Genomic DNA, 24,245 nt, shown 5'->3' with positions numbered 1-24,245 from the left:
CTCACTTCTCCCGGTGGACCTTGGTGTTCGACGCCTGGGCGCGCGGGCGCACGACCAGCAGGTCGACGTTGACATGGCTGGGGCGGGTGACCGCCCAGGTGATGGCGTCGGCGACGTCCTCGGCGGTCAGCGGTGCCGCGACGCCCTCGTAGACCTTCGCCGCCTTCTCGGCGTCGCCGCGGAAACGGGTGAGGGCGAACTCCTCGGTCTTGACCATGCCGGGCGCGATCTCGACGACCCGCACCGGCTGCCCGACGATCTCCAGGCGCAGGGTCTCGGCGAGCACATGGGCGCCGTGCTTGGCGGCGACGTAGCCGGCGCCGCCCTCGTAGGTGGCGTGGCCGGCGGTGGAGGAGACGACCACCACGGTGCCGTCGCCGCCGGCGATCAGCTTGGGCAGCAGCGCCTGGGTGAGGTTGAGGGTGCCGATGACGTTCGTCTCGTACATGGTGCGCCAGTCGGCGGGGTCGCCGGTGGCGACCGGGTCGGCGCCGAGCGCGCCGCCGGCGTTGTTGACGAGCACGCCGACGGTGGTGAAGGCGGTCGCGAACTCGTCGACCGCGGCCCGGTCGGTGACGTCCAGCTGGTACGCCGTCGCCGAGTGGCCGGCCGCGTTGATCTCCTCGGCCAGCGCCTCGATGCGGTCCTTGCGGCGGGCGGTCAGCACGACCCGGTACCCGGCCTCGGCGAGCTGCCGAGCCGTGGCGGCGCCGATCCCGCTGCTCGCTCCGGTGACGACGGCGATCCGGGAGGCGGCGGGCGGAACGGTGGCCATGCGGGACTCCTCGTCGGTCGGCGGTCGGCTCCGCCCAGCGTAGGCGAACCTCAGCCGTTGCCGCGCGGGGCCCACATGATGAGGGCCATGCCCGCGAGGCAGACCAGCGCACCGGTGATGTCCCAGCGGTCGGGCCGGTAGCCGTCGGCCACCACGCCCCACAGGAGGGAGCCCGCCACGAAGATGCCGCCGTAGGCGGCGAGGATGCGGCCGAAGTGGGCGTCGGGCTGGAAGGTGGCCGCGAAGCCGTAGGCGCCGAGGGCGAGGACGCCCCCCGCGATCCACAGCCAGCCGCGGTGTTCGCGCACGCCCTGCCACACCAGCCAGGCGCCGCCGATCTCGAAGAGCGCGGCCAGGACGAACAGCGCGGCGGAGCGGAGAAGCACAGGCATGCCCCACAGCCTCGCACGGGCCCGCGGCCGCCCGGACGGCCACCGGCCCGTGCGCCGCGCGGGCCACCGGCCCGTTGGCCGCGCGCCGTCAGGACGCGGCGCCGGCCAGGCTCGCCGCCCGGGCCGCTTCCTCGGCGACCTGAGCGGCCGCACGGCCGGCCCGCCCGGTCAGCTTCCAGCCGATGACCCTCCGCAGGGCCGCCGGGGCGGGCGGGAAGACGCCGAGCTGGCCCAGCATCGTGATGTCGTCGCGGACCGCCTCGTGGCGGACGACCTTCCCGTCGCGTACCCCGAGCACATGGATCTGCTCGAAGTCGATCCTGCGGCCGGTCGGCGGGAGGGCCTGGTCGAGGACGCCCTCGCGGAAGCGGACGAAGGGGCCGGTGTGACGTCCCTGCATGCGCAGCCGCAGCCAGAGCTGATCGGCGTTGCGCGCCGCGCCGAGGATCTCGAAGTGCAGGTCGTCGAAGGCGAAGCGCATCCAGGCGGACGAGGCGAGCACCCCGGCGGGCCCCGGGGTCGCGCAGGCGGGCGGGGCCACCGCCGCCTCCCGGTTGTGGAAGCCGTCGTCGACCACCCGGGCCGCCAGATCGGGATCGGTGGTCTCCAGGACGCGGAAGAGCTCTCGGCCCAGGACGTCGATGTCCATCCCCATGGTGTGTACATGCCTCTCGTCGGCGCCGGCCTCCGGACGGGGCGGCTCATTGAGGTGAGAGAGTACCTAATGAATGCGTGGCCTGTGCAGCACGTAGGGTGGGGCGCCATGTCCGCCAAGCGCTCGTACCACTCCCCGCTGAGAGAGCAGGCCGCCGTGCAGACCCGTGAGCGGATCATGGACTGCGCCGCCGAGCTGTTCGCGGAGCGCGGATACGGCCGGGTGACCGTCGCCGACATCGCGGCCGCCGCCGGGGTCTCCCCGAAGACGGTGTTCGCCAGTGTCGGCAGCAAGAGCGACCTGCTGGACCGGATCGTGGACCGGGGCGTGGGGGCGTCCGGGCACGAGGAGGCTGTGCGGCGGATCCTCGGCGAGAACACACCCGCGGCCGTTCTCGACGTCCTGGCGAGCGGCACCCGCGCCGGCAACGAGACGCACTTCCGCGTCCACCAGGTGATCCACAAGGCCCTGCCGGTCCACGAGAACGGGGAGGCCCTGTGGCGGCGGGCGACCGAGGCCTACCGGGAGGCGCTCGCCGCCGCGGCCCGCCGCCTTCACCGGCTCACGCCGCGTCCCGTGCTGACGGAGCAGGAGACCGCGGACGCCCTGTGGTTCTGGTTCGGCCCGTCGAGCTGGCGCACCCTCGTCGTCGACAACGGCTGGTCCTGGCCGGCCGCGGAGGCGTTCCTGCGCCGTACCGCGGCCGCGACCTTGTACGCGGGCTCGAGCGGTGACGCGGACTCAGGCGGCGGCCCGGGCCCGGGCTCGGGCGATGACGCGGGCTCAGGCGGCCGCTCGGGCTCGAGGGGTGACGCGGGCTCAGGCGGTGACGTGGGATCCGGTCACGACGCACGGTGCGGCGACGGCGGAGGCTGACCCGCCGCACGGTGACGGCCGGTGCCGCCCGACCAGGGCGGGCGCGCGGACCGGTCGCCGGGCTCGGCGCAGGAACACGGCCGTCGGAGGGTGCCGGGCTACCGTCGGTCTCTCGCCCGGCGGTGCGCGCCACGCGCCGTCCGGCACGGCAGCCGGGCCCGGCCGGCAGGGAACGAGGTACGGATGACGGCGGCGCGGCGGATGCCGGGACGGCAGTTCGGATGGCTGTGGACGGCCTATGCGGTCAGCACGTTCGGCACCTGGCTGGCCTTCGACGCGTTCGCGCTGATCGCCGTGGTGGTGCTGCACGCCGGCCCGGCCGAGGTGGCGCTGCTGGCCGCGGCCGGACCGGCGGTGGGCGCGCTGCTGGCCGTGCCGCTCGGGCCGTGGATCGAGTTCCGGCGCAAACGCCCGGTCATGATCGCGGCCGACCTCGTACGTTGCGCCGTGCTGGTGAGCGTGCCCGTGGCCTTCGCGCTGGGCGGCCTCGGCGTCGGTCAGCTGCTGGCGGTGTCGGTGGTGGTGGCCGCGGCGGACATCGCGTTCGCCGCGGCGAGCGGCGCGTATCTCAAGAGCCTGGTGCCGTCCGACGGTCTGCTGGTGGCGTCCAGCCGCTTCGAGTCGACGACCTGGACGGCGAGCGTGCTGGGGCCGCCGGCCGGGGGTGCGCTGGTCGCCGGGCTCGGGCCGGTGGCGACGGTGGCGGCCGACGCGGTCAGCTATCTGCTCTCGGCCGCGGCGATCCGTGCGATCGGCGGCAGCGAGCCCGCACCGGCCGCCACGGGCCGTCAGCGCACGCGGCTGCGGGCCGGTGATCTGCTCGCGGGCTGGCGGTTCATCTTCGCCCATCGCGAACTGCGCCCGCTGTTCTTCAACACCCTTCTGGTCAACGCCCTGATCATGGTGTCCTCGCCGCTGCTGGCCGTGCTGATGCTCGGCCCGCTCCACTTCGCGCCGTGGCAGTACGGACTGGCCTTCGCCGTGCCCTGCCTGGGCGGCCTGGCCGGGGCGCGGCTGGCGCGGCGGCTGGTCGCGCGGTACGGGCAGCGCAGGGTGCTGCTCACCGCGGGTGTGCTGCGCGTGTGCTGGCCGGTGGGACTGGTCCTGGTCCGGCCGGGTGTGCCCGGACTGGTGCTGGTGATGGCGGTCGAGCTGGTGCTGATCTTCTGCTGTGCGGTGTTCAACCCGGTGCTCGCGGCCCACCGGCTGGAGCAGACCCCCGCGGACTGGGTGGCCCGAACGCTGTCGGCCTGGTCGCTCACGGGCAAGGCGACCACCGCGCTGCTGACCGCGCTGTGGGGTCTGCTGGCCGCGCTCACCACCCCGCGCACCGCGATCGGATGGGCCGGGCTGCTTCTGCTGGTCACACCGCTGCTGCTGCCCTGGCGCCGGCACACGACACCGGGGCCGGACGACCGGTCCGCGCCGGCCGCGGAGGCGGCACGGGGAGGCGGGGCGCCCCGGGCGGCATGACGAGCGGGGCGTCTCCCGTGGCGTCCGCCGGCGGTGCCGGCCGCGCGGAATACGCCCGGGTGCGAGGATGGTTCCCCGGCGAAGTTGAAGAGTGAACAAAGTAGAGGACGGGTGACCATGCAGTTCGGGATCTTCAGCGTCGGCGACGTCACGCCGGACCCCACCACCGGCCGGACGCCGACCGAGCGCGAGCGGATCAAGGCCATGGTCGCCATCGCGCTGAAGGCCGAGGAGGTCGGCCTGGACGTCTTCGCGACCGGCGAGCACCACAACCCGCCGTTCGTGCCGTCCTCCCCGACCACCCTGCTCGGCTACATCGCCGCGCGCACCGAGAAGCTGATCCTGTCCACCGCCACCACCCTGATCACCACCAACGACCCGGTGAAGATCGCCGAGGACTTCGCGATGCTCCAGCACCTCGCGGACGGCCGGGTCGACCTGATGCTGGGGCGCGGCAACACCGCCCCCGTCTACCCGTGGTTCGGGCAGGACATCCGCCAGGGCATCGACCTGGCCATCGAGAACTACGCCCTGCTGCACCGCCTGTGGCGCGAGGACGTCGTCGACTGGGAGGGGCGGTTCCGCACCCCGCTGCGCGGGTTCACCGCGACCCCGCGCCCGCTGGACGGCGTCCCGCCCTTCGTCTGGCACGGCTCCATCCGCTCCCCGCAGATCGCCGAGCAGGCCGCGTACTACGGCGACGGGTTCTTCCACAACAACATCTTCTGGCCCCCCGAGCACACCAAGCGGATGGTCGAGCTGTACCGCACCCGGTACGCCCACTACGGGCACGGCACACCCGAGCAGGCCGTCGTCGGCCTGGGCGGGCAGGTGTTCATGCGGAAGAACTCCCAGGACGCGGTCCGCGAGTTCCGCCCCTACTTCGACAACGCACCGGTCTACGGCCACGGCCCCTCCCTGGAGGAGTTCACCGCGCAGACCCCGCTGACCGTGGGCTCCCCGCAGCAGGTCATCGAGAAGACGCTGACCTTCCGCGAGTACGCGGGCGACTACCAGCGCCAGCTGTTCCTGATGGACCACGCCGGGCTGCCGCTGAAGACCGTGCTGGAACAGCTGGACATCCTCGGCGAGGAGGTCGTGCCGGTGCTGCGCGAGGAGTTCGCCAAGGCCCGCCCGGCCGGTGTGCCCGACGCACCGACCCACGCCTCGCGGCTGGCCGCCCGGGCCGACGCCGAGTGACGCCGGGGCGCGTCCCCCGTCCCGCGGGACACGGCGCCCCGTCGTCCTCTGCCCGCCTCACGTCGTCCCGGCCCCGCCGTCACGGCCGGTGCAAGGCCGGTGAAACGGCCGCACGGCAGCCACCGGGGCCCTGCTGGGAGCGCGGCCGCCTTGGCAGACTGGACGCGTGCCTCAGACTGTGCTGCTCGCCGAAGACGACCGCGCCATCCGCCACGCACTGAAGAGGGCGCTGACCCTGGAGGGCTACGCGGTGACGGCGGTCGCCGACGGAGTGGAGGCGCTGGCGCAGGCGCACAAGAACCCGCCGGACGTCCTCGTCCTGGACGTGATGATGCCCGGCATGGACGGACTGCAGGTGTGCCGGGAGCTGCGCGCCGAGGGCGACCGCACCCCGATCCTGATGCTCACCGCCCTGGTGGAGACCGCGGACCGGATCGCCGGCCTGGACGCCGGCGCCGACGACTACGTCGTCAAACCGTTCGACGTGGAGGAGGTCTTCGCCCGGCTGCGCGCCCTGCTGCGCCGCACCGGCCCCGCCGCCGTTCCCGCCGCCCCGGCGGGCGCGGCGGAGGAGGCCGCCGCCCGGGAGGCGCCGGCACCGGAGCGGCGGCACGTGGAGGCCGCGGACATCCGCATCGACGTCCAGGCCCGCCGGGTGTGGCGGGGCAGCCGCGAGATCGAGCTGACCCGCACCGAGTTCGAACTGCTGCACCTGCTGGTCCGCAACGCCGGTATCGTCCTGGACCACTCCACCATCTACGACCGCATCTGGGGCTACGACTTCGGCCCCGGCTCCAAGAACCTCGCCGTGTACGTCGGCTATCTGCGCCGCAAGCTCGACGAGCCGGGCGCACCGCAGCTCATCCACACCGTGCGCGGGGTCGGATACGTGCTCCGGGAGGCCTGAGTGGGCCGCCCGGCGCGGCTGTTCGCCCGCCCCCGGCTGTCGTCGCTGCGCACCACCTTCGCCGTGACCTTCGCCCTGGTCACGGCCGCCGTCACGGTCGTCGTCGGCATCCTGTCCTACGACTCCGCCGCCCGCCTGGTGCGCGTGGACCAGCAGTCGGTGTTCACCCAGGTCGTGCAGGACGTCCGCAACGAGGTACGGCGCTACGACCGGCATCCCGTGGACTTCTCCTCCACCAGCCCCGGCCACGAGGTGGTGAGGCCCGCCCGCACCGACGTGCAGGTGCTCGGCGCGCAGGGGCAGATCGTGGACCACGGCAGCCCGCAGCTGCCCGTCACCGACGCCGACCGGGCCGTCGCCGCCGCCCGTGCGGCCGGGCGGACCGTGCAGCACACGGACGTGGTCGTCGGCGACGGCATGTACCGGATCGCCACCGTCTCGCTCGGCGACGGCCGCGGCGCCGTCCAGATCGCCCAGGAGTTCAGCGACACCGAGGACCTCCTGCACGAGCTGCAGCGGCGCACCCTCGTGCTGATGGCGATCGTGGTGGTCGCGGCCGGACTGTGCGGCTGGTGGCTGGCCCGGCGCATCACCCGCCGGCTGGTGGCGCTCACCTCCGCCGCCGAGAACGTCGCCCGCACCCGGCAGCTCGGCGTCCCGGTGCCCGTCACCGGCTCCGACGAGGTGGGGCGCCTCGGCCGGGCCTTCGACCGCATGCTGGGGCGGCTCGCCCAGTCCGAGGAGGACCAGCGCCGCCTGGTCCAGGACGCCGGGCACGAGCTGCGCACCCCGCTGACCTCGCTGCGGACCAACATCACCCTGCTGCGCCGCATCGACGAGCTGCCGCCCGCCACCCGCGACGAACTGGTCGCCGACCTCACCCAGGAGGCGCGCGAACTGACCGATCTGGTCAACGAGTTGGTCGACCTGGCCGCTGGGCAGTCCGACACCGAGCCGCCGCAGCGGGTCGACCTGGCCGAGATCGCCGAGGAGGTGGCCGTCCGTGCCCGCCGCCGCACCGGCCGCGAGATCGTGGTGCGGGCGAGCGGCGACACCACGGCGGACGGCCGGCCCGGCCGGCTGCAACGGGCGATCTCCAACCTGGTCGAGAACGCGGCCAAGTTCGACCCCGGCGGCACCGCACCCATCGAGATCGCCGTCTCCGGGCCCGCGCTGCCCGGCGCCGTCCGCGTCGAGGTCCTCGACCGGGGCCCCGGTGTCGCCGCGGGCGATCTGCTGCGCATCTTCGACCGCTTCTACCGCGCCCCCGACGCCCGCGCCCAGCCCGGCTCCGGGCTGGGGCTGTCCATCGTGCGGGAGGTGGCCCTGGCGCACGGCGGGGTGCCGTTCGCCTCCCGGCGCGAGGGAGGCGGTGCGGTGATCGGCTTCACGGTGGGCGTGCTCCCGGACCAGCACGGCGGCCGGGACGGCGGCGCCGAGGGGGACGGGACGGCCGTCCGTGACCGTCCGCGCGCGGCAGGTGCGGACCGGGTGCACCGGGGGCAGCGTGAGAGCGACGGGACAGCCGACGCGGCCCGTGGGGGCTGAGAGAGCCGGGGGAACCCGACCCGGCCACCGGCAGAACCGACGGAGCCGACGGGAACGGGGCCGGGAGAAGGGGAGAGGGCGGACGAGGCGGGGCGCTCAGTCCTCGGCGGCGGCCGAGGAGGCGACCGCGCCGACCGCGGACGGGACTCCGCGCACGGCAGCGGGTTCCGCCTCCCGCTCGGTGCCGTCCGGTCCCGTGCCGTTCCGGTCACCGGTGCCGCCGTCCCGGGCGGTGCCCGCGGCGCGTCTGCGGGACGCCGTCAGCAGCCAGGCGAGGTTGCCGACGGCGGCACCCGCCGCCACCGTGGCCACGATCACGCCCGCGGTGGTGAAGCCGTTGGTGAACAGGCGCGGCCGCGGATCGAGGGCGTGCAGGCCGAATCCGCACAGCTCGTGCACGCCGACGGCCGCGACGACCAGACTCACGACCAGGATCGCGACGGTCGGACCGACCCCGATGCCGTCCTCCTCGTCGGACGAGGAGGACGGGGGCGGACACGGAGCTTCCTGCATGGTTCGATCCCCCGTTCACGGATGACGGCGAGCCGGACCCTACAGTACGTAGTAGCCCATCCAAGGGTGAAACCGGCCGTCGTCCGCCGGACACGGGATCCCCTCCTTGCCGCCCCCAGGAACGCCGTACCCCGCCGCACATCCGCACATAGGATCGACGCGGGCACATCTGCCCGCGAGCCGATGAGGGGGACCCCATGAGCGCTGTCGTCACAGCGGTCAGCAGCAACGGCACCTACTCGTTCACCAAACCGAACCGGGACAGCATCACCCTGCTGGCGGGGCTCGGCGTGGCGGGGGACGTCCACGCCGGGGTGACGGTCAAGCACCGCTCCCGCGTCGCCCAGGACCCCACTCAGCCCAATCTGCGCCAGGTGCACCTCATCCACGAGGAACTCTTCGACGAGGTCGCCCGCGCGGGATTCGCGGTGTCCCCCGGGGATCTGGGGGAGAACATCACGACCAGCGGCATCGACCTGCTCGCCCTGCCGACGGGCACACTGCTGCACCTCGGTGCGGAGGCGGTCGTGGAGGTCACCGGGCTGCGCAACCCCTGCCGGCAGATCGACGCGTTCCAGCCGGGACTGCTCAAGCAGGTGCTGCGCCGCGAGGAGGACGGCACGCTCGTCCGCAAGGCGGGCGTCATGGGCGTCGTCGTGCGCGGCGGCGAGGTCCGCCCCGGCGACACCGTCCGGGCCGAGCTGCCCGAGGGGCCGCACCGCCCGCTCGAGCGGGTCTGACCGCCCGGGCTGCCGGGGCGCCGCGGCTCACCGCCGCCGGTCCGCGCACCCCGGGCCGTGGGCCGTCTCCGCTCAGGGCCACACCAGGCAGTACGGCTGGTGCCCCGCCTCGTGCAGCCGCCGGCTGAAGTCCCGCCACTCGCGCAGCAGCCGGTAGACGTCGAACGCGTCGCGGGGGCCGCCCCGGTCGGGGACCGTGGACCAGATGAAGGCGGCCGCGCCGACGGCCTCCTCGCCGATGCCGCGCAGCGGGTCGACGACCGTCATGGGCAGCTTGACCACCGCGTAGTCGGGGTGCAGGACGACCAGCTCCAGCGGGGGAACCCGGTGCAGAGGGACGCCCTCGATGCCGGTGAGCACCATCGCCGCCATGGTCTCCGGCTTGATCCGGGTGAACATGCCGTTCATGCCCAGCTCGTCGCCGCCGAGTTCCTCGGGGCGCATCGAGAGCGGGACACGTGCCGCGGTCGCGCCGTCCGGCGCGCCGAAGTACTTGTACGTCACCCCCACCCGACCACCATGCCTGCTTCCTGCTCCGAGCCGGTCCAGCCGGTGATCGGTCCGGTGTTCGATCCGCCGGTCGAGCCGCTCGGGCTCGTTCGGTGCGCCCTGCTGTTCCTGTCGTGCCTCGGCCGAGCCCCCCGCGTCGCGCCGGTGTCTTCCCCGCCGGGCACGTCGAGGACCCAGGTCGTCAGTCCCCCCGCCCAGTCCGCCACCGCGATGCATATCTCCACCCGACTGCTGTTCTAGGTGCGTGCCCTCAGCCGCGCAACCTGATCATCGTGTCAGTGACCTCCCCCGCGGTCGCACGCCGAAACGTGCCTCACCGCAACTCGCCACGGGGACCCGCGCGGCCCTCGACACGACCCTTCGCCCTGTCATACGTACGCGGCGTCCAGTTTCTCAGATGGGACCGGGGAATTGGCTGGTTCCGCCGTGCTTCCGCACATCCGGGAAACGTCCGCCCGACGTGCGCCGGGCGTCGGCCGGATCTCCGCCGGACACCCCCGTGCGGCACATCCCCCACCCACTCCGCTCCCGGCTCCCGGACCCCGCTGGCCTACCCTGAACTGGGTCACTGCCCACCGGCGGATGCACGTCGTCCGGGACCATCCCGAGGAAATCCCGAGGAATCGGAGAAGTCGCAGGTCATGAGCGAACTGCCATACCCATACGAAGCCCCCGCCTCGCAGGCGCTGTTCGACCGTGCGGCGGCCGTCACACCCGGTGGTGTCAACTCCCCGGTGCGTGCCTTCGGCGCCGTGGGCGGTACGCCTCGGTTCATGGTGTCCGGCAAGGGCGCGTACCTCACGGACGCCGACGGGCGGGAGTACGTCGACCTCGTGTGCTCCTGGGGGCCGATGATCCTCGGGCACAGCCACCCGGAGGTGATCGCCGCCGTGCAGGAGGCGGTCGCCCGCGGCACGTCCTTCGGCACCGCCGGTGAGGGCGAGGTGGCGCTCGCCGAGGAGATGGTCGCCCGCGTCGCACCGCTGGAGCAGGTGCGGCTGGTCTCCAGCGGCACCGAGGCCACCATGTCCGCGATCCGGCTGGCCCGCGGCTTCACCCGGCGCAGCAAGGTGATCAAGTTCGCCGGCTGCTACCACGGGCACGTCGACGCGCTGCTGGCCTCCGCGGGGTCGGGCGTCGCCACGTTCGCCCTGCCGGACACGCCCGGGGTCACCGGTGCGCAGGCCGGCGACACCATCGTGCTGCCGTACAACGACCTGGACGCGGTGCGTGCCGCCTTCGCCGCGCACCCGGACGAGATCGCCTGCGTGATCACCGAGGCCTCGCCCGGCAACATGGGCGCGGTGCCGCCGCTGCCCGGCTTCAACCAGGGCCTGCGCGACCTGTGCCGGGACAACGGCGCGCTGTACATCTCCGACGAGGTCATGACCGGGTTCCGCACCAGCCGGGCCGGCTGGTACGGCGTGGACGGCGTCGAGCCCGACCTGATGACCTTCGGCAAGGTGATGGGCGGCGGTTTCCCGGCCGCGGCGTTCGGCGGGCGCGCCGACGTCATGGCGCACCTCGCGCCCGCCGGCCCCGTCTACCAGGCGGGCACCCTGTCCGGGAACCCGGTGGCCACCGCCGCCGGCCTCGCCCAGCTGCGCCTGCTCGACGACGCGGCGTACGCGCACCTCGACGACGTCTCGCAGAAGCTGCGGGCCATGGTGTCCGAGGCGCTGGCCAAGGAGGGCGTGGCGCACACCGTGCAGAACGCCTCGAACATGTTCTCGGTGTTTTTCACCGACGGTCCGGTGCGCGACTACGACGACGCCAAGGCGCAGGACACGCACCGCTACACCGCGTTCTTCCACGCGATGCTGGCGCACGGCGTCTACCTGCCGCCGTCCGCCTTCGAGTGCTGGTTCGTCTCCACCGCGCACGACGAGCGGGCCCTGGAGCGGATCGCCGACGCCCTGCCGGCGGCGGCCCGGGCGGCAGCGGAGGCGACGGCATGAGCGCGCAGAAGGACAACCAGGACATCACCGTCGTCCACCTGATGCGGCACGGCGAGGTGGAGAACCCCGAGGGCATCCTGTACGGGCGGCTGCCCGGCTACCACCTGTCCGACCTGGGCCGGCGGATGGCCGAGCGGGTCGCCGACCACCTCGCCTCCCGGGACGTGACCCATGTGGTGGCCTCGCCCCTGGAGCGGGCGCAGGAGACGGCGACGCCGATCGCCAAGGCGCACGGCCTGGACGTCGCCACCGACGAGCGGCTGATCGAGGCGGCCAACGTCTTCGAGGGCAAGACCTTCGGCGTCGGCGACGGCGCGCTGCGCCGGCCCGCCAACTGGAAGTACCTGGTCAACCCGTTCAAGCCGTCCTGGGGCGAGCCGTACATCGACCAGGTGGTGCGGATGACCGCCGCGCTGAACGCCGCGAAGGACGCCGCGCGCGGGCACGAGGCGGTGGTGGTCAGCCACCAGCTGCCCATCTGGATCGTGCGCTCCTACGTGGAGCGGCGCCGGCTGTGGCACGACCCGCGCAAGCGGCAGTGCACGCTGGCCTCGCTGACCACGTTCACGTACCAGGGCGACCGGATCGTCTCGGTCGGCTACACCGAGCCGGCCCGCGACCTGGTGCCCGCCCACCTGCTGGCGGGCGCCAAGCCGGTGAAGGGCCAGGGCAAGGCGTTCGGGGCGTAGCCGCGCACCGTGACGGGACGATGCACCCGGCGTCACCGTCGCATGGCTACCCCGTGATCGTTACGATCTCCGTACATCAGCGGGTCAACCGCTGCCCTCGTCGCGTCCTCTGTGTGGGTGACCACTGCAGAGGACGCGACGATCGGGGATCTCATGCGCACCTTCACCCGGAGGGGAATGCTCGGGCTCGGCGCGGCGGCCGCCACCGCCGGGCTCGCGGGCTGCGGCAGCCTGCACGCCACCGGCGCATCCGGTCGCACCGGCACCTCCGGCGCCGGTGCGACCGGCACGCCCACGGTGCAGCCGGCCCGGCCGATCGGCGACGGCTCGACGGAGTACACCGGTCGGCAGCCGCACCAGCCCGCCGCGCCCGTGCCGCTGGAGCCGGGCCAGGCCCCGCCCCAGTTCGTCGTCTTCTCCTGGGACGGGGCCGGCGAGGTCGGCAACGGACTCTTCCCGCGCTTCCTGGACCTCGCCAAGGAGCACGGCGCGAGCATGACCTTCTTCCTCAGCGGGCTCTACCTGCTGCCGGAGTCGAAGAAGCGCCTGTACGACCCGCCGAACAACCCGCGCGGTGCCTCCGACATCGGCTACCTGACCGACGAGCACATCAAGTCCACGCTGGCCAACGTCCGCCGCGCCTGGCTGGAGGGCCACGAGATCGGCACCCACTTCAACGGCCACTTCTGCTCCGGCTCGGGCTCGGTGGCGAACTGGACGCCGGCGCAGTGGCGCAGCGAGATCGACCAGGCGAAGTCGTTCGTGAAGCAGTGGCGGACCCACACCGGCTGGCACGACCTGCCCGCCCTGCCGTTCGACTACGACAAGGAACTGGTCGGCGGCCGCACCCCCTGCCTGCTCGGCCAGGACCAGCTGCTGCCCGCCGCCCGCGAGCTGGGCTGGCGCTACGACGCCTCCTCGCCCGGCGGCCGCCAGGTGTGGCCGGTGAAGCGGATGGGGATCTGGGACCTCCCGCTGCAGCAGATACCTTTCCCCGGCCGTTCGTTCGAGGTCCTCTCGATGGACTACAACATGCTGGCCAACCAGTCGGTGAACTCCACCAACGCCCCCAGCTACCACTACCCCGACTGGCGCACCCAGTCCGCCCGCGCCTACATCGCGGGCTTCGAGCGCGCGTACCGGACCAACCGGGCGCCGTTCTTCATCGGCAACCACTTCGAGCAGTGGAACGGCGGCATCTACATGGACGCCGTGGAGGAGGCCGTCCGCTACATCGCGCGCAAGAAGGAGCAGGGCGCGGATGTGCGCCTGGTCTCCTTCCGGCAGCTCGTCGACTGGCTGGACGTGCAGAAGCCCGAGGTGCTCGCCAAACTGCGCACCCTCGACGTCGGGCAGGAGCCGGCCGGTGGCTGGAAAGAGTTCCTCAAGGAGACGCAGGTCACTGGCTCCACCGGGGCACAAGGGGCGCGAAACACCGCCTGAAATGCGCTTTTCCGCCCGGCAGGGGGGCGCCCAAGATCCCCGGATGGGGCATGCGAAACTTTTCACATGAGTGCCGCATGCCGCGCCCCTGAGCGTTCGAACCGGGCAGACCGTTCGCTCCGTCCGCGCACCGCCCGTGCCCGCAGCCGGGCCGCCCTGCTCGCCGTCGGCTCAGCCGTCGCGGCACTCGTCCTGACCGCGTGCGGCTCCGGCGGCACCTCCGGCGGCGGAGGCAACACCAACTTCATCACCGGCTCCGACGGCATCGCCACGGTGAAGAAGGACGAGCGCAAGCCGGCACCCGACCTGTCCGGCACCACCATCGACGGCAAGCACCTCGACCTCGCCTCCTACAAGGGCAAGGTCGTGGTGCTCAACGTGTGGGGCTCGTGGTGCGCGCCCTGCCGGGCCGAGGCACCGAACCTGGCCAAGGTCGCCCGCGAGACCGCGTCCCAGGGGGTGCAGTTCGTCGGCATCAACACCCGCGACACCAGCACCCGGCCGGCCCGGGAGTTCGAGAAGAACTTCGACGTGCCGTACCCGAGCCTGTACGACCCGACGGGCAAGCTGATGCTCCGCTTCAAGAAGGGCACGCTCAACCCGCAGCTCATCCCGAGCACGCTCGTCATCGACCGGGACGGCAGGATCGCGGCCCGCGCGCTGCAGGCGCTCAGCGAGGACAAGCTGCACAAGATGCTCGACCCGGTCGTCGCGGAGAAGTGAGCCGTCGTGCTACTGGCCGCAGCCACTGACCCCAACCAGACGGTGTTCAGCGGAGCCCTCCTGCTCGCGCTGCCCATCGCGCTGCTCGGCGGGCTCGTGTCGTTCTTCTCGCCCTGCGTGCTGCCGCTCGTGCCCGGCTATCTGTCCTACGTGACGGGGGTCACCGGCACCGACCTGGCCGAGGCCCGGCGTGGGCGGATGGCCACCGGTGCCGCGCTGTTCGTGCTCGGCTTCACCGTGGTGTTCGTCTCCGGCGGCGCGCTGTTCGGCTACTTCGGCCAGACCCTGCAGGACTACAAGGGCGTCCTGTCCAAGGTCCTCGGCGTGATCATGATCCTGATGGGGCTGTTCTTCATGGGGGCGCTGCCCTGGATCAGCCAGCGGGAGTTCCGCCTGCACCGGCGCCCCGCCACCGGACTGGTCGGTGCCCCCGTGCTCGGCGCCCTGTTCGGGGTCGGCTGGACCCCGTGCATCGGCCCCACCCTCGCCTCCGTCGTGGCCCTGTCCTCCAACCAGGCCAGCGCCGGGCGCGGCGCCCTGCTGACCGTCGCCTACTGCGCCGGCCTCGGCATACCGTTCGTGCTCACCGCGGTCGCCTTCCGCAAGGCGCTCGGCGCCTTCGGCTGGGTCAAGCGCCACTACGTCTGGGTGATGCGCCTCGGCGGCACGATGATGATCGTCACCGGCCTGCTGCTGCTGACCGGTGTCTGGGACCGGCTGGTGCAACAGATGCAGACCTGGTCCACCGGCTTCACTGTGGGGATCTGATCCATGAGCAAGACGACACCGGACACCGGCGCCGAGCAGAACCCGGCCACCGCGCCCGCCGGCGCGGACGACCTGGACGCGGCCGGCGCGCAGCTGTCCACCGCCCCCACCGAGACGGCGGTCCCCGGTTCCTTCGGCGGCAACCGCGCCCCCGGCCCGGCCGGCCGGCTCGCCTGGACGGTGCGCGAGACCATCGGCTGGGCGCGCTGGTTCTGGCGGCAGCTGACCTCCATGCGGGTCGCACTGCTGCTGCTGTTCCTGCTCTCCCTCGGCGCCATCCCGGGTTCGCTGATCCCGCAGAACGGCAGCGACGCGCTGAAGGTCGAGGAGTTCAAGCAGGCCCACACGACCCTCGGGCCGATCTACGACAAGCTCGGCCTGTTCCACGTCTACAGCTCGGTGTGGTTCTCCGCGATCTACATCCTGCTGTTCGTCTCGCTCATCGGCTGCATCATCCCGCGCACCTGGCAGTTCGTCGGCCAGCTGCGCAGCCGCCCGCCGAGGGCCCCGCGCCGGCTGAACCGGCTGCCCGCGTACGCCACCTGGCGCACCGACGCCGCACCCGAGCAGGTGCGCGAGGCCGCGCTGCGGATCCTCAAGCAGCGGCGGTTCCGCGCCCACACCGCCGGTGACGCCGTCGCCGCCGAGAAGGGCTATCTGCGCGAGGCCGGCAACCTGCTGTTCCACGTCTCCCTCATCGTGATGCTGGTCGCCTTCGCCTGCGGTCAGCTGTACAAGACCGAGGGCAACAAGCTGATCGTCGAGGGCGACGGCTTCGCCAACACCCTCACCCAGTACGACGACTTCAAGTCGGGCAACCTGTTCGACGACGACAGTCTGGTGCCGTTCAGCTTCACCCTGAAGAAGTTCACCGGCACCTACGAGCGCAGCGGCCCCAACAAGGGCACCGCGCGCACCTTCGAGGCCGACGTCGAGTACAGCAAGGGCGCCGACGGAAAGCCCCAGCACAAGACCATCAAGGTCAACCATCCGCTGGAGGTCGACGGCGCCAAGGTCTACCTGGTCAGCCACGGGTACGCCCCGACCGTCACCGTCCGCGACGGCAAGGGCAAGGTGATCTACCACCAGGCCGTGCCGCTGCTGCCGCTCGACGCCAACGCGACCTCGCAGGGCGCGATCAAGGTCATGGACGGCTACACCGACCCCCAGGGCAAGAAGGAGCAGCTGGGCTTCGCCGCGTTCTTCGTGCCCACCTTCGGGGGCGTCGGCCAGGACTCGATGTTCTCGCAGTTCCCCGGCCTGGACTTCCCGGTGCTGGCGCTGGGCGCCTACCACGGCGACCTGGGCGTGGACGCGGGCGTGCCGCAGAACGTCTACCAGCTGGACACCAAGAACCCGAAGCTGAAGCCGTTCACGGACGACAAGGGCAACATCCTCAAGGCCCGCCTGCTGCCCGGCGAGACCATGCAGCTGCCGGGCGGCGCCGGCTCCATCACCTTCGACAAGGACATCAAGGAGTGGGCCGGCTTCCAGATCGTCCAGCAGCCCGGCCAGGGCTGGGCGCTGGCCGGCGCCGTCGCCGCCCTCGCCGGACTGGCCGGCTCGCTGTTCATCCAGCGGCGCCGCGTGTGGGTGCGGGCCGTGCCCGGCGCCGACGGCGTGACGGTCGTCGAGGTCGCCGGCCTGGGCCGCAGCGAGTCCGCCAAGCTGCCCGAGGAGATCGGCGACCTGGCCGCCCTGGTCCACGACACGGCACCCACCCGCACCGACGCCGAGGCCGGCTCCGGTTCCGAGGCCGGTTCCGACGCCGCCACCGACCCCGACGCCGGCTCCGGCTCCGACGCCGCCCCCGACCGGAGGCCGGACGCCGCCACCCCCGTACCCGCCGAAGGGGAGCAGAAGAAGTGACACTCGCCGCACCCATCCAGTTGGCCGCCACGGTCAACGAGCAACTCGCGCAGATCAGCAACACGCTGATCTACTCCGCGATGGCCGTCTACACGCTGGCGTTCTTCGCGTACATCGCGGAATGGCTCTTCGGCAGCCGCAGCAAGGTGGCCCGCACCGCCGCCGCGCTGACCGCGCCGAAGAAGCAGGAGACGGCCGCCGCGGCGCAGGGCCCGGCGGTGACGGTGAAGTCCGCCGGCGGCACCGCCGTCCTGGAGCGGCCCAAGGTCGTCGTCCGGTCCGCGGCCGGCTCCCGGGACGTGCCCGACGGCCCCGGTGCGCACGGCGGCGACGAGCAGGGCGACCTGTACGGGCGCATCGCCATCTCCCTGACCACGCTGGCCTTCGTCGTGGAGGCGGCCGGCGTCGTCGCCCGCGCGGCGTCCGTGGAGCGGGCGCCGTGGGGCAACATGTACGAGTTCAACATCACCTTCTCCACGGTCGCGGTGGGCGTGTACCTCGCCCTGCTCGCCCTGAAGAAGAACGTGCGCTGGCTCGGCCTGTTCCTGACCACCACGGTCCTGCTCGACCTCGGCCTCGCGGTCACCGTCCTGTACACGGCCAGCGACCAGCTGGTCCCGGCGCTGCACTCGTACTGGCTGTACATCCACGTCTCCACCGCGATCCTGTGCGGCGCGGTGTTCTACGTGGGCGCGGTCGGCACCCTGCTGTACCTGTTCAAGGACTCCTACGAGAACAAGCTGGCCTCCGGCGGCACCCCCGGCCGTTTCGCCTCCTCGGTGCTGGAGCGGCTGCCCGCCGCGGCGACCCTGGACAAGTTCTGCTACCGCGTGAACGCGGCCGTCTTCCCGCTGTGGACGTTCACGATCATCGCGGGCGCCATCTGGGCCGAGTCCGCCTGGGGCCGCTACTGGGGCTGGGACCCCAAGGAGACCTGGGCCTTCATCACCTGGGTCGCCTACGCCTGCTACCTGCACGCCCGGTCCACGGCCGGCTGGAAGGGCCGCAAGGCCGCGTACATCGCGCTGGTCGCCTTCGCCTGCTGGCTGTTCAACTACTACGGCGTGAACATCTTCGTCGGCGGCAAGCACTCCTACGCGGGCGTGTGATCCCGCACGGCGTGTGACACCCGCCGGGCGCCCGGTGCGCCCGGCGGACGGGCCGGTCCCGCCCCCGCACCGCAGGCGGGGGCGGGACCGGCCCGCCGCACATACGGCACACGTGCGCGTGCCGGTGCGGGTGCCGCACATGTGCGCGCCGGAGCGGGGCGCGGCACGCTGGTGTCATGACCGGATCCGTCGAACAGGGCACCAGCCAGGTCCACGGGAACACCCACCTGCTCCACTTCCTGGTGCGGCTTCCCCGCCCCATGGAGGCGGTCTGGCCGACGCTGTCCACCCCCGACGGGCTCGCGACGTGGTTCACCGTCGCCGAGGAGCTCCAGCCGCGGCTCGGCGGCACGGTCACGCTGCGCGGCCTGGGCAGCGGCCGGGTCACCGCCTGGGACGTCGACCGGATCGCCGAGTACACCCTGGAGGACGGCAGCCGCCTCCGCTTCCACCTGGAACGGGACGGCGACACCGCCTGCGTGCTGCGCTTCACCCACGAGTTCCGGGGCGAGACCTCCTCGGAGGCGGGCTGGCGGGCCCGCTTCGAGCGGCTGATCGAGCAGCTGGGCGGGGAGGGACGCCCGGACTGACGCGCGCAACGACGCCCGCCCGGCCCCGCTGAGGACCCGTGGAACGCGCCGGCGGATCAGGAGGGGATCAGGGACAGCACCCGGTCGACCGCCTCGGCCACCGGTCGGCCCACCGCACCGACCGTCGCGGCGATGCCCGCCACGGCCGTCAGGGCCCGGTGCCGCTGCTGCGGCGGCACCCCGGGCGGCGGCGGGAGGCCGTACTGCCCGGGCGGTTCGGTCCGTTCCAGGGGCCCCTGAGATGCCGGGTGCGGGTGACGCACATCACTGACGGCTTCTCATCCGTGCACGTGTCGCTCTGTGTGCACGGTCCAATCCGGTTCTGTACACAGGGTGTTGACCGCGAGACGCCGTCACGGCGAGGCGGGGCCCCGGTGCCGCGGCGGGCGCGGGGCGTGGCCGATACTGGGACGCATGGCTTACGACGATCTTCGCTCGCTGCTCAGGGCACTGGAGCGCGACGGCGACCTCAAGCGCATCAAGGTGGAGGTCGACCCGTACCTGGAGGTCGGTGAGATCGTCGACCGGGTGCAGAAGTCCGGCGGACCGGCCCTGCTGTTCGAGAACGTCAAGGGCTCGGCCATGCCGCTCGCCATGAACGTCTTCGGCACCGACCGCCGCCTGCTGAAGGCGCTCGGCCTGACCTCCTACGACGAGATCGGGGAGAAGATCGGCGGACTGCTGCGGCCCGAGCTGCCGCACGGTTTCGTCGGTGTGCGGGACGCCTTCGGCAAGCTCGGCGCGATGGCGCACGTGCCGCCGAAGAAGGTCAAGGAGGCCCCCGTCCAGGAGGTCGTCCTGCGCGGTGACGAGGTCGACCTGAACGCGCTGCCCGCGCTGTTCACCTGGCCCAAGGACGGCGGCTCCTTCTTCAACCTGGGCCTGACCCACACCAAGGACCCCGAGACCGGCATCCGCAACCTCGGGCTGTACCGGCTGCAGCGCCACGACCGGCGCACCATCGGCATGCACTGGCAGATCCACAAGGACAGCCGCAACCACTACCAGGTCGCGGCCCGCCGGGGCGAGCGGCTGCCGGTCGCCATCGCCTTCGGCTGCCCGCCCGCCGTCACCTACGCCGCGACCGCGCCGCTGCCCGGGGACATCGACGAGTACCTGTTCGCCGGGTTCGTCGCGGGCAAGCGGATCGAGATGGTCGACTGCAAGACCGTGCCGCTGCAGGTCCCGGCGCACGCCGAGGTCGTCCTGGAGGGCTGGCTGGAGCCCGGCAGGATGCTGCCGGAGGGCCCCTTCGGCGACCACACCGGCTTCTACACCCCGCAGGAACCCTTCCCCGCGCTGACCATCGACTGCGTGACGATGCGCAGGCGCCCGCTGCTGCAGTCGATCGTGGTCGGCCGACCCCCCACGGAGGACGGCCCGCTGGGCCGCGCCACCGAGCGCTTCTTCCTGCCCCTGCTGAAGATCATCGTGCCGGACATCGTGGACTACCACCTGCCCGAGGCGGGCGGCTTCCACAACTGCGCGATCGTCTCCATCGACAAGAAGTACCCCAAGCACGCCCAGAAGGTCATGCACGCCATCTGGGGCGCGCACATGATGTCCCTGACCAAGCTGATCGTGGTCGTCGACGCCGACTGCGACGTGCACGACCTGCACGAGGTCGCCTGGCGGGCCCTGGGCAACACCGACTACGCCCGCGACCTCACGGTCGTCGAAGGCCCCGTCGACCACCTCGACCACGCCTCCTACCAGCAGTTCTGGGGAGGCAAGGCGGGCATCGACGCGACCAGGAAGCTGCCGGAGGAGGGCTACACCCGCGACGGCGGCTGGCCGGAGATGGTGGTCTCCGACCCGGAGACGGCGGCGAAGGTCGACCGCCGGTGGAAGGAGTACGGGCTGTGAGTTCCGCATCCGCCGCGATCCCCCGGCCGGGGCGCACCAAGGCGTTCCTGCGCCTGGTGATGATCGAGCACTCCGTCTTCGCCCTGCCCTTCGCGTACATCGCCTCCCTGACGGCGATGTACGAGTGGGACAGGAACATCCACTGGGGCCGGCTGCTCCTGGTGACCATCTGCATGGTGGGCCTGCGCACCTTCGCGATGGCCGTCAACCGGATCATCGACCGCGAGATCGACGCCCGGAACCCGCGCACCGCCCACCGCGAGCTGGTCACCGGCGCGATGAGCGTGCGCCACGCCTGGACCGGCGCGCTGATCGCCCTCGCGGTCTTCCTGGTGGCCGCGGGCCTGCTCAACCCGCTGTGCCTGGCCCTGTCGCCCGTCGCGGTGGTCCCGATGGTGGTCTACCCCTACGGCAAGCGGTTCACCAACTTCCCGCAGGCCATCCTCGGTCTCGCGCAGGCCATGGGCCCGGTCGGCGGCTGGCTCGCCATCAGCGGCGCGTGGTCCTGGACCGCCGTGATCCTCGGTCTCGCCGTCGGCATCTGGATCGGCGGCTTCGACCTGATCTACGCCTGCCAGGACGTCGAGACCGACCGCCGCATCGGCGTGAAGTCGGTCCCGGCCCGCTTCGGCATCCCCGCCGCGATCTGGGGCGCCCGTGTCTGCCACACCGTCACCACGGCCCTGTTCGTCTGGTACGCCCTGGCCACCGACGCCGGTGCGTTCTTCTGGCTGGGCCTGGTCATCGTGGCGGGTGCCTTCGTCTACGAGCACTCCATCGTCCGCCCGCACGACCTGACCCGCCTCAACCGGGCGTTCTTCAGCGTCAACGGCTTCATCGGCATCGCCCTGTTCGTGTGTGCGCTGATCGACCTGCTGGTGCGCGGACTGACGGTGTAGCCGTGGCCCCGGGACGGCCCACCGGTCCGGAGAGCCGTACCCGCACCGGTACGCTCAAGATGTGAACGCAGGAGAAACGCAGCGCACGCCTTGGATCGTGGGGGTGTCCGGCGCGTCCGGCACCCCGTACGCGGCTGCCGTGCTGCGGGCGCTGCTCGAGGCGGGGGAGAGCGTCGACCTGGTGGTCAGCCGTGCCTCGCGGCTCACCCTGCGCGACGAGACCGGCATCTCCTTCCGGGACGGCCACTGGCAGGACGATCTGCGGGAGTGGCTGTCCCGGGGAGCCGACGGCAAGCCCGGCACCTTCGACGCGGACGTCACCGGCGTGCGCTACTGGACCGCCGGTGACCTGGCGGCCGGGCCGTCCTCCGGGTCGTACCCGGCGAAGGGCATGCTGATCGTGCCGGCCTCCACGGCCTGTGTGGCGGGGGTCGCCCTCGGGCTGTCGAAGGACCTGCTGCAGCGGGCGGCGAGCGTGACCCTGAAGGAGGGCCGGCCGCTCGTGGTGGCCGTTCGGGAGACCCCGTTGAACGGTCAGACGCTGCGGCAGCTGGTTGCGCTGGACGACGCGGGCGCCACCGTCCTGCCCGCCTCGCCCGCTTTCTACGCCGGCGCGACGCACATCCAGCACCTGGTGGATTTCGTCGCCGGCCGTGCTCTGGACGCGGTGGGGGTGCCCCACCGCCTCTACCACCGCTGGGAGGGTGCACTGGGCGGCGCCCGGAGTGCGTGAGCCGGCCGCGGACGGCGGCGGCGCACCCGGGGGCAGCGCCTCGGACCGAGGATCCCGGACCCCTCCAGCCAGACACCTCCAGACATCTCTCAGATCTCTCACCGGATCTCTTCAGCGGAAGGCTTCGAACGCATGGACGCGGTGGACAGGCAGCTCATCCAGGCCCTGAGGGAGAACGGCCGGGCCTCCTACGCGGAGCTGGGACGCCTCGTCGGCCTGTCGGGACCGAGCGTCACCGACCGCATCAACCGGCTGGAGGCGGCCGGCGTCATCACCGGCTACCGGGCCACCGTGGACGCCGCCTCGCTCGGCCTGGGCGTCACCGCCCTGGTCGGCATCTCCCTGTCCGACGCCGCCGACCACGAGGACGTGGCCCAGCGGCTGAAGGACCTTCAGGAGATCGAGGACTGCTGGTTCATCGCCGGCGACGACTCCTTCATGCTCAAGGTCCGCGCCACGGACGTGGACGGCCTGGAGAGCATCATCCGGCGGCTGTCGGGCACCAAGGGCGTCTCGCGGACCCGCACCACCATCGTGCTGTCCACCAAGTGGGAGAACCGGGTGGGCGATCTGCCCGAAGAGGTCTGAGCCGCCAGGCGTACGGTGGTCCCAGTCTGTTGAGAAAGAGGTGTTCGCATGGACGTCGGGCTCAAGCGCGAGCTGGAGGAGAAGGTCCGCTCCGGGGAGCGATTGACCCGTGAGGACGGCATCGCGCTGTACGAGTCGGACGACCTGGCGTGGCTGGGCGGCCTGGCGCACGAGGTGCGGACGCGGAAGAACGGCGACGTCGTCTACTTCAACGTCAACCGGCACCTCAACATGACCAACGTGTGCACGGCGTCGTGCGCCTACTGCTCCTTCCAGCGCAAGCCGGGCGAGCAGGACGCGTACACCATGCGCATCGAGGAGGCGGTGCGGCTCGCCAAGGAGATGGAGGGGGAGAACCTCACCGAGCTGCACATCGTCAACGGCCTGCACCCCACGCTGCCCTGGCGGTACTACCCGCGCTCGCTGCGGGAGCTGAAGAAGGCCCTGCCGGGTGTGTCGCTGAAGGCGTTCACCGCCACCGAGATCCACCACTTCGAGAAGATCTCCGGGCTGAGCGCGAGCGAGATCCTCGACGAGCTGATCGACGCCGGCCTGGAGTCGCTGACCGGCGGCGGCGCCGAGATCTTCGACTGGGAGGTCCGGCAGCACATCGTGGACCACGACACCCACTGGGAGGACTGGTCCCGCATCCACCGGCTGGCGCACGAGAAGGGTCTGAAGACCCCGTGCACCATGCTCTACGGGCACATCGAGGAACCCCGCCACCGGGTCGACCACGTGCTGCGGCTCAGGGAACTCCAGGACGAGACCGGAGGCTTCCAGGTCTTCATCCCGCTGCGCTACCAGCACGACTTCGTCGACATGAAGGACGGCAAGATCCGCAACCGTCTGCAGGCCCGCACCAGGATGGCGACCGGTGCGGAGGCGCTGAAGACGTTCGCGGTCTCGCGGCTGCTGTTCGACAACGTCCCGCACGTGAAGGTGTTCTGGGTGATGCACGGGGTGCAGACCGCCCAGCTGGCCCTGCAGCACGGCGCGGACGACATGGACGGCTCGGTCGTCGAGTACAAGATCACGCACGACGCGGACAACTTCGGCACCCCGAACAAGCTGACCCGCGAGGACCTGCTGGAGCTGATCCGGGACGCGGGCTTCCGCCCGGTGGAGCGCAACACGCGCTACGAGGTCGTCCGGGAGTACGACGGCCCGGACCCCGACCGCCGCGAGGCCCCGCAGCCCATGCGGGTGTGAGGCCGCGAGGCCGTGAGGCCGGCGAGCCCCGCGGGTGCGAGAAGGCCCCGGCGGGTGTGAGAAGGACCGCACGCCGTGCCGGGTGCGCACCGGCCCGGCACGGCCGTTGCGCGGGCACCGGGCGCGGGAACACCCAGGCGGCGGCGTATGTCGTGCCGGACCTGGGCCGTGTGTCCCGCGATGGGTCGTTCGCCACCCCGCTGCGGGGC

The 24,245-nt window shown here is 72.2% G+C and carries 25 protein-coding genes; 19 read left to right on the top strand and 6 right to left on the bottom strand.

Going from position 1 to position 24,245, the window contains the following annotated elements; translation table 11 throughout:
- Position 1: 1 nt before the first annotated feature.
- The 3 genes from OG899_RS11240 to OG899_RS11230 all read right to left on the bottom strand — a co-directional run bounded on the left by OG899_RS11240 (position 2) and on the right by OG899_RS11230 (position 1,816).
- Positions 2-775: an SDR family NAD(P)-dependent oxidoreductase gene (locus OG899_RS11240; protein ID WP_125496997.1), complete on the bottom strand. Its 774-nt coding sequence runs from the start codon at positions 773-775 to the stop codon at positions 2-4.
- 50 nt (positions 776-825) lie between these two features.
- Positions 826-1,167 (bottom strand): YnfA family protein, encoded by a 342-nt coding sequence (locus OG899_RS11235; RefSeq protein WP_125496996.1) that lies wholly within the window; start codon positions 1,165-1,167, stop codon positions 826-828.
- A gap of 88 nt (positions 1,168-1,255) precedes the next feature.
- Positions 1,256-1,816, bottom strand: coding sequence for an ester cyclase (locus tag OG899_RS11230; protein ID WP_229814204.1), 561 nt, complete (start codon positions 1,814-1,816; stop codon positions 1,256-1,258).
- Between the two features lie 114 nt (positions 1,817-1,930).
- Between OG899_RS11230 and OG899_RS11225 the strand changes: the two genes are divergently transcribed.
- The 5 genes from OG899_RS11225 to OG899_RS11205 all read left to right on the top strand — a co-directional run bounded on the left by OG899_RS11225 (position 1,931) and on the right by OG899_RS11205 (position 7,826).
- Positions 1,931-2,698, top strand: coding sequence for a TetR/AcrR family transcriptional regulator (locus OG899_RS11225; protein ID WP_189343480.1), 768 nt, complete (start codon positions 1,931-1,933; stop codon positions 2,696-2,698).
- A gap of 183 nt (positions 2,699-2,881) precedes the next feature.
- The gene (locus OG899_RS11220; protein ID WP_356850016.1) at positions 2,882-4,171 is read left to right on the top strand and encodes an MFS transporter; all 1,290 of its coding nucleotides are present in this window, start codon (positions 2,882-2,884) and stop codon (positions 4,169-4,171) included.
- 117 nt (positions 4,172-4,288) lie between these two features.
- Entirely contained in the window at positions 4,289-5,371 is a 1,083-nt protein-coding gene (locus OG899_RS11215; protein ID WP_125496992.1) for an LLM class flavin-dependent oxidoreductase, read from the top strand.
- 178 nt (positions 5,372-5,549) lie between these two features.
- Positions 5,550-6,278, top strand: a complete 729-nt coding sequence (locus OG899_RS11210; protein ID WP_125497023.1) for a response regulator transcription factor — start codon at positions 5,550-5,552, stop codon at positions 6,276-6,278.
- Positions 6,279-7,826 carry a HAMP domain-containing sensor histidine kinase gene (locus tag OG899_RS11205; protein ID WP_125496991.1) on the top strand — a complete coding sequence of 516 codons (1,548 nt, stop codon included), beginning with the start codon at positions 6,279-6,281 and terminating at the stop codon, positions 7,824-7,826. It abuts the gene before it with no gap.
- 96 nt (positions 7,827-7,922) lie between these two features.
- Here the strand turns inward: OG899_RS11205 and OG899_RS11200 are convergent, their stop codons facing one another.
- Positions 7,923-8,339 carry a hypothetical protein gene (locus OG899_RS11200; protein ID WP_229814202.1) on the bottom strand — a complete coding sequence of 139 codons (417 nt, stop codon included), beginning with the start codon at positions 8,337-8,339 and terminating at the stop codon, positions 7,923-7,925.
- Positions 8,340-8,536: 197 nt separating this feature from the next.
- On the opposite strand from OG899_RS11200, the gene OG899_RS11195 reads away from it, so the two are divergent.
- The gene (locus OG899_RS11195; protein WP_125496990.1) at positions 8,537-9,079 is read left to right on the top strand and encodes an MOSC domain-containing protein; all 543 of its coding nucleotides are present in this window, start codon (positions 8,537-8,539) and stop codon (positions 9,077-9,079) included.
- A 72-nt stretch (positions 9,080-9,151) separates the two neighbouring features.
- Here OG899_RS11195 and OG899_RS11190 read toward each other — a convergent pair whose 3' ends face one another.
- Complete coding sequence (locus tag OG899_RS11190; protein WP_125496989.1) at positions 9,152-9,805, bottom strand: hypothetical protein; 654 nt, start codon at positions 9,803-9,805, stop codon at positions 9,152-9,154.
- Between the two features lie 425 nt (positions 9,806-10,230).
- Between OG899_RS11190 and hemL the strand changes: the two genes are divergently transcribed.
- The 8 genes from hemL to OG899_RS11150 all read left to right on the top strand — a co-directional run bounded on the left by hemL (position 10,231) and on the right by OG899_RS11150 (position 18,738).
- The gene (gene hemL, locus OG899_RS11185; RefSeq protein WP_125496988.1) at positions 10,231-11,547 is read left to right on the top strand and encodes a glutamate-1-semialdehyde 2,1-aminomutase; all 1,317 of its coding nucleotides are present in this window, start codon (positions 10,231-10,233) and stop codon (positions 11,545-11,547) included.
- Positions 11,544-12,236 (top strand): histidine phosphatase family protein, encoded by a 693-nt coding sequence (locus OG899_RS11180; RefSeq protein WP_125496987.1) that lies wholly within the window; start codon positions 11,544-11,546, stop codon positions 12,234-12,236. Before hemL ends, OG899_RS11180 begins: the two co-directional genes overlap by 4 nt.
- A gap of 153 nt (positions 12,237-12,389) precedes the next feature.
- Complete coding sequence (locus OG899_RS11175; protein ID WP_125497022.1) at positions 12,390-13,679, top strand: hypothetical protein; 1,290 nt, start codon at positions 12,390-12,392, stop codon at positions 13,677-13,679.
- Between the two features lie 66 nt (positions 13,680-13,745).
- Complete coding sequence (locus OG899_RS11170; protein ID WP_168131525.1) at positions 13,746-14,402, top strand: TlpA disulfide reductase family protein; 657 nt, start codon at positions 13,746-13,748, stop codon at positions 14,400-14,402.
- A 6-nt stretch (positions 14,403-14,408) separates the two neighbouring features.
- A complete protein-coding gene (locus OG899_RS11165) occupies positions 14,409-15,170 on the top strand; it encodes a cytochrome c biogenesis CcdA family protein (protein WP_125496985.1) in 762 nt (253 codons plus the stop codon).
- 3 nt (positions 15,171-15,173) lie between these two features.
- A complete protein-coding gene (locus OG899_RS11160; protein WP_168131527.1) occupies positions 15,174-17,039 on the top strand; it encodes a cytochrome c biogenesis protein ResB in 1,866 nt (621 codons plus the stop codon).
- Positions 17,036-18,148, top strand: coding sequence for a c-type cytochrome biogenesis protein CcsB (ccsB, locus tag OG899_RS11155; protein WP_125496983.1), 1,113 nt, complete (start codon positions 17,036-17,038; stop codon positions 18,146-18,148). The genes OG899_RS11160 and ccsB overlap by 4 nt, the downstream gene beginning before the upstream one ends.
- A gap of 176 nt (positions 18,149-18,324) precedes the next feature.
- Positions 18,325-18,738 carry an SRPBCC domain-containing protein gene (locus OG899_RS11150; RefSeq protein WP_125496982.1) on the top strand — a complete coding sequence of 138 codons (414 nt, stop codon included), beginning with the start codon at positions 18,325-18,327 and terminating at the stop codon, positions 18,736-18,738.
- Between the two features lie 56 nt (positions 18,739-18,794).
- Here the strand turns inward: OG899_RS11150 and OG899_RS11145 are convergent, their stop codons facing one another.
- A complete protein-coding gene (locus tag OG899_RS11145; RefSeq protein WP_125496981.1) occupies positions 18,795-19,001 on the bottom strand; it encodes a hypothetical protein in 207 nt (68 codons plus the stop codon).
- A gap of 151 nt (positions 19,002-19,152) precedes the next feature.
- Between OG899_RS11145 and OG899_RS11140 the strand changes: the two genes are divergently transcribed.
- The 5 genes from OG899_RS11140 (at position 19,153) to mqnE (ending at position 24,036) form a co-directional block, all read left to right on the top strand.
- Positions 19,153-20,604, top strand: a complete 1,452-nt coding sequence (locus OG899_RS11140; protein WP_125496980.1) for a menaquinone biosynthesis decarboxylase — start codon at positions 19,153-19,155, stop codon at positions 20,602-20,604.
- Positions 20,601-21,503 carry a menaquinone biosynthesis prenyltransferase MqnP gene (gene mqnP / locus OG899_RS11135; protein WP_125496979.1) on the top strand — a complete coding sequence of 301 codons (903 nt, stop codon included), beginning with the start codon at positions 20,601-20,603 and terminating at the stop codon, positions 21,501-21,503. Before OG899_RS11140 ends, mqnP begins: the two co-directional genes overlap by 4 nt.
- Before the next feature lie 61 nt (positions 21,504-21,564).
- A complete protein-coding gene (locus OG899_RS11130; protein WP_125496978.1) occupies positions 21,565-22,236 on the top strand; it encodes a UbiX family flavin prenyltransferase in 672 nt (223 codons plus the stop codon).
- A gap of 132 nt (positions 22,237-22,368) precedes the next feature.
- Positions 22,369-22,824, top strand: coding sequence for an Lrp/AsnC family transcriptional regulator (locus OG899_RS11125; protein WP_125496977.1), 456 nt, complete (start codon positions 22,369-22,371; stop codon positions 22,822-22,824).
- Positions 22,825-22,872: 48 nt separating this feature from the next.
- Positions 22,873-24,036, top strand: a complete 1,164-nt coding sequence (mqnE, locus tag OG899_RS11120; RefSeq protein ID WP_125496976.1) for an aminofutalosine synthase MqnE — start codon at positions 22,873-22,875, stop codon at positions 24,034-24,036.
- Positions 24,037-24,245: the final 209 nt, after the last annotated feature.

Origin of the sequence: Streptomyces thermoviolaceus (genome assembly GCF_045209695.1) — a bacterium.
Classification (GTDB): Bacteria; Actinomycetota; Actinomycetes; order Streptomycetales; family Streptomycetaceae; genus Streptomyces; species Streptomyces thermoviolaceus.
Note: the sequence above shows the minus strand (reverse complement) of the source record. Positions and strands in the feature narration are given on the sequence as shown.

What these genes read in the sequence shown, in the direction of transcription:
- OG899_RS11140 (WP_125496980.1), top strand. Translation starts at nt 19,153, where the DNA reads ATGGCTTACGACGATCTTCGCTCGCTGCTCAGGGCACTGGAGCGCGAC.
- OG899_RS11235 (WP_125496996.1), bottom strand. Translation starts at nt 1,167, where the DNA reads ATGCCTGTGCTTCTCCGCTCCGCCGCGCTGTTCGTCCTGGCCGCGCTC.
- OG899_RS11225 (WP_189343480.1), top strand. Translation starts at nt 1,931, where the DNA reads ATGTCCGCCAAGCGCTCGTACCACTCCCCGCTGAGAGAGCAGGCCGCC.
- OG899_RS11150 (WP_125496982.1), top strand. Translation starts at nt 18,325, where the DNA reads ATGACCGGATCCGTCGAACAGGGCACCAGCCAGGTCCACGGGAACACC.
- OG899_RS11170 (WP_168131525.1), top strand. Translation starts at nt 13,746, where the DNA reads ATGAGTGCCGCATGCCGCGCCCCTGAGCGTTCGAACCGGGCAGACCGT.
- mqnE (WP_125496976.1), top strand. Translation starts at nt 22,873, where the DNA reads ATGGACGTCGGGCTCAAGCGCGAGCTGGAGGAGAAGGTCCGCTCCGGG.
- OG899_RS11200 (WP_229814202.1), bottom strand. Translation starts at nt 8,339, where the DNA reads ATGCAGGAAGCTCCGTGTCCGCCCCCGTCCTCCTCGTCCGACGAGGAG.
- OG899_RS11240 (WP_125496997.1), bottom strand. Translation starts at nt 775, where the DNA reads ATGGCCACCGTTCCGCCCGCCGCCTCCCGGATCGCCGTCGTCACCGGA.
- OG899_RS11190 (WP_125496989.1), bottom strand. Translation starts at nt 9,805, where the DNA reads ATGCATCGCGGTGGCGGACTGGGCGGGGGGACTGACGACCTGGGTCCT.
- OG899_RS11230 (WP_229814204.1), bottom strand. Translation starts at nt 1,816, where the DNA reads ATGGACATCGACGTCCTGGGCCGAGAGCTCTTCCGCGTCCTGGAGACC.
- OG899_RS11175 (WP_125497022.1), top strand. Translation starts at nt 12,390, where the DNA reads ATGCGCACCTTCACCCGGAGGGGAATGCTCGGGCTCGGCGCGGCGGCC.
- OG899_RS11160 (WP_168131527.1), top strand. Translation starts at nt 15,174, where the DNA reads ATGAGCAAGACGACACCGGACACCGGCGCCGAGCAGAACCCGGCCACC.
- OG899_RS11195 (WP_125496990.1), top strand. Translation starts at nt 8,537, where the DNA reads ATGAGCGCTGTCGTCACAGCGGTCAGCAGCAACGGCACCTACTCGTTC.
- OG899_RS11215 (WP_125496992.1), top strand. Translation starts at nt 4,289, where the DNA reads ATGCAGTTCGGGATCTTCAGCGTCGGCGACGTCACGCCGGACCCCACC.
- OG899_RS11125 (WP_125496977.1), top strand. Translation starts at nt 22,369, where the DNA reads ATGGACGCGGTGGACAGGCAGCTCATCCAGGCCCTGAGGGAGAACGGC.
- OG899_RS11220 (WP_356850016.1), top strand. Translation starts at nt 2,882, where the DNA reads ATGACGGCGGCGCGGCGGATGCCGGGACGGCAGTTCGGATGGCTGTGG.
- hemL (WP_125496988.1), top strand. Translation starts at nt 10,231, where the DNA reads ATGAGCGAACTGCCATACCCATACGAAGCCCCCGCCTCGCAGGCGCTG.
- OG899_RS11180 (WP_125496987.1), top strand. Translation starts at nt 11,544, where the DNA reads ATGAGCGCGCAGAAGGACAACCAGGACATCACCGTCGTCCACCTGATG.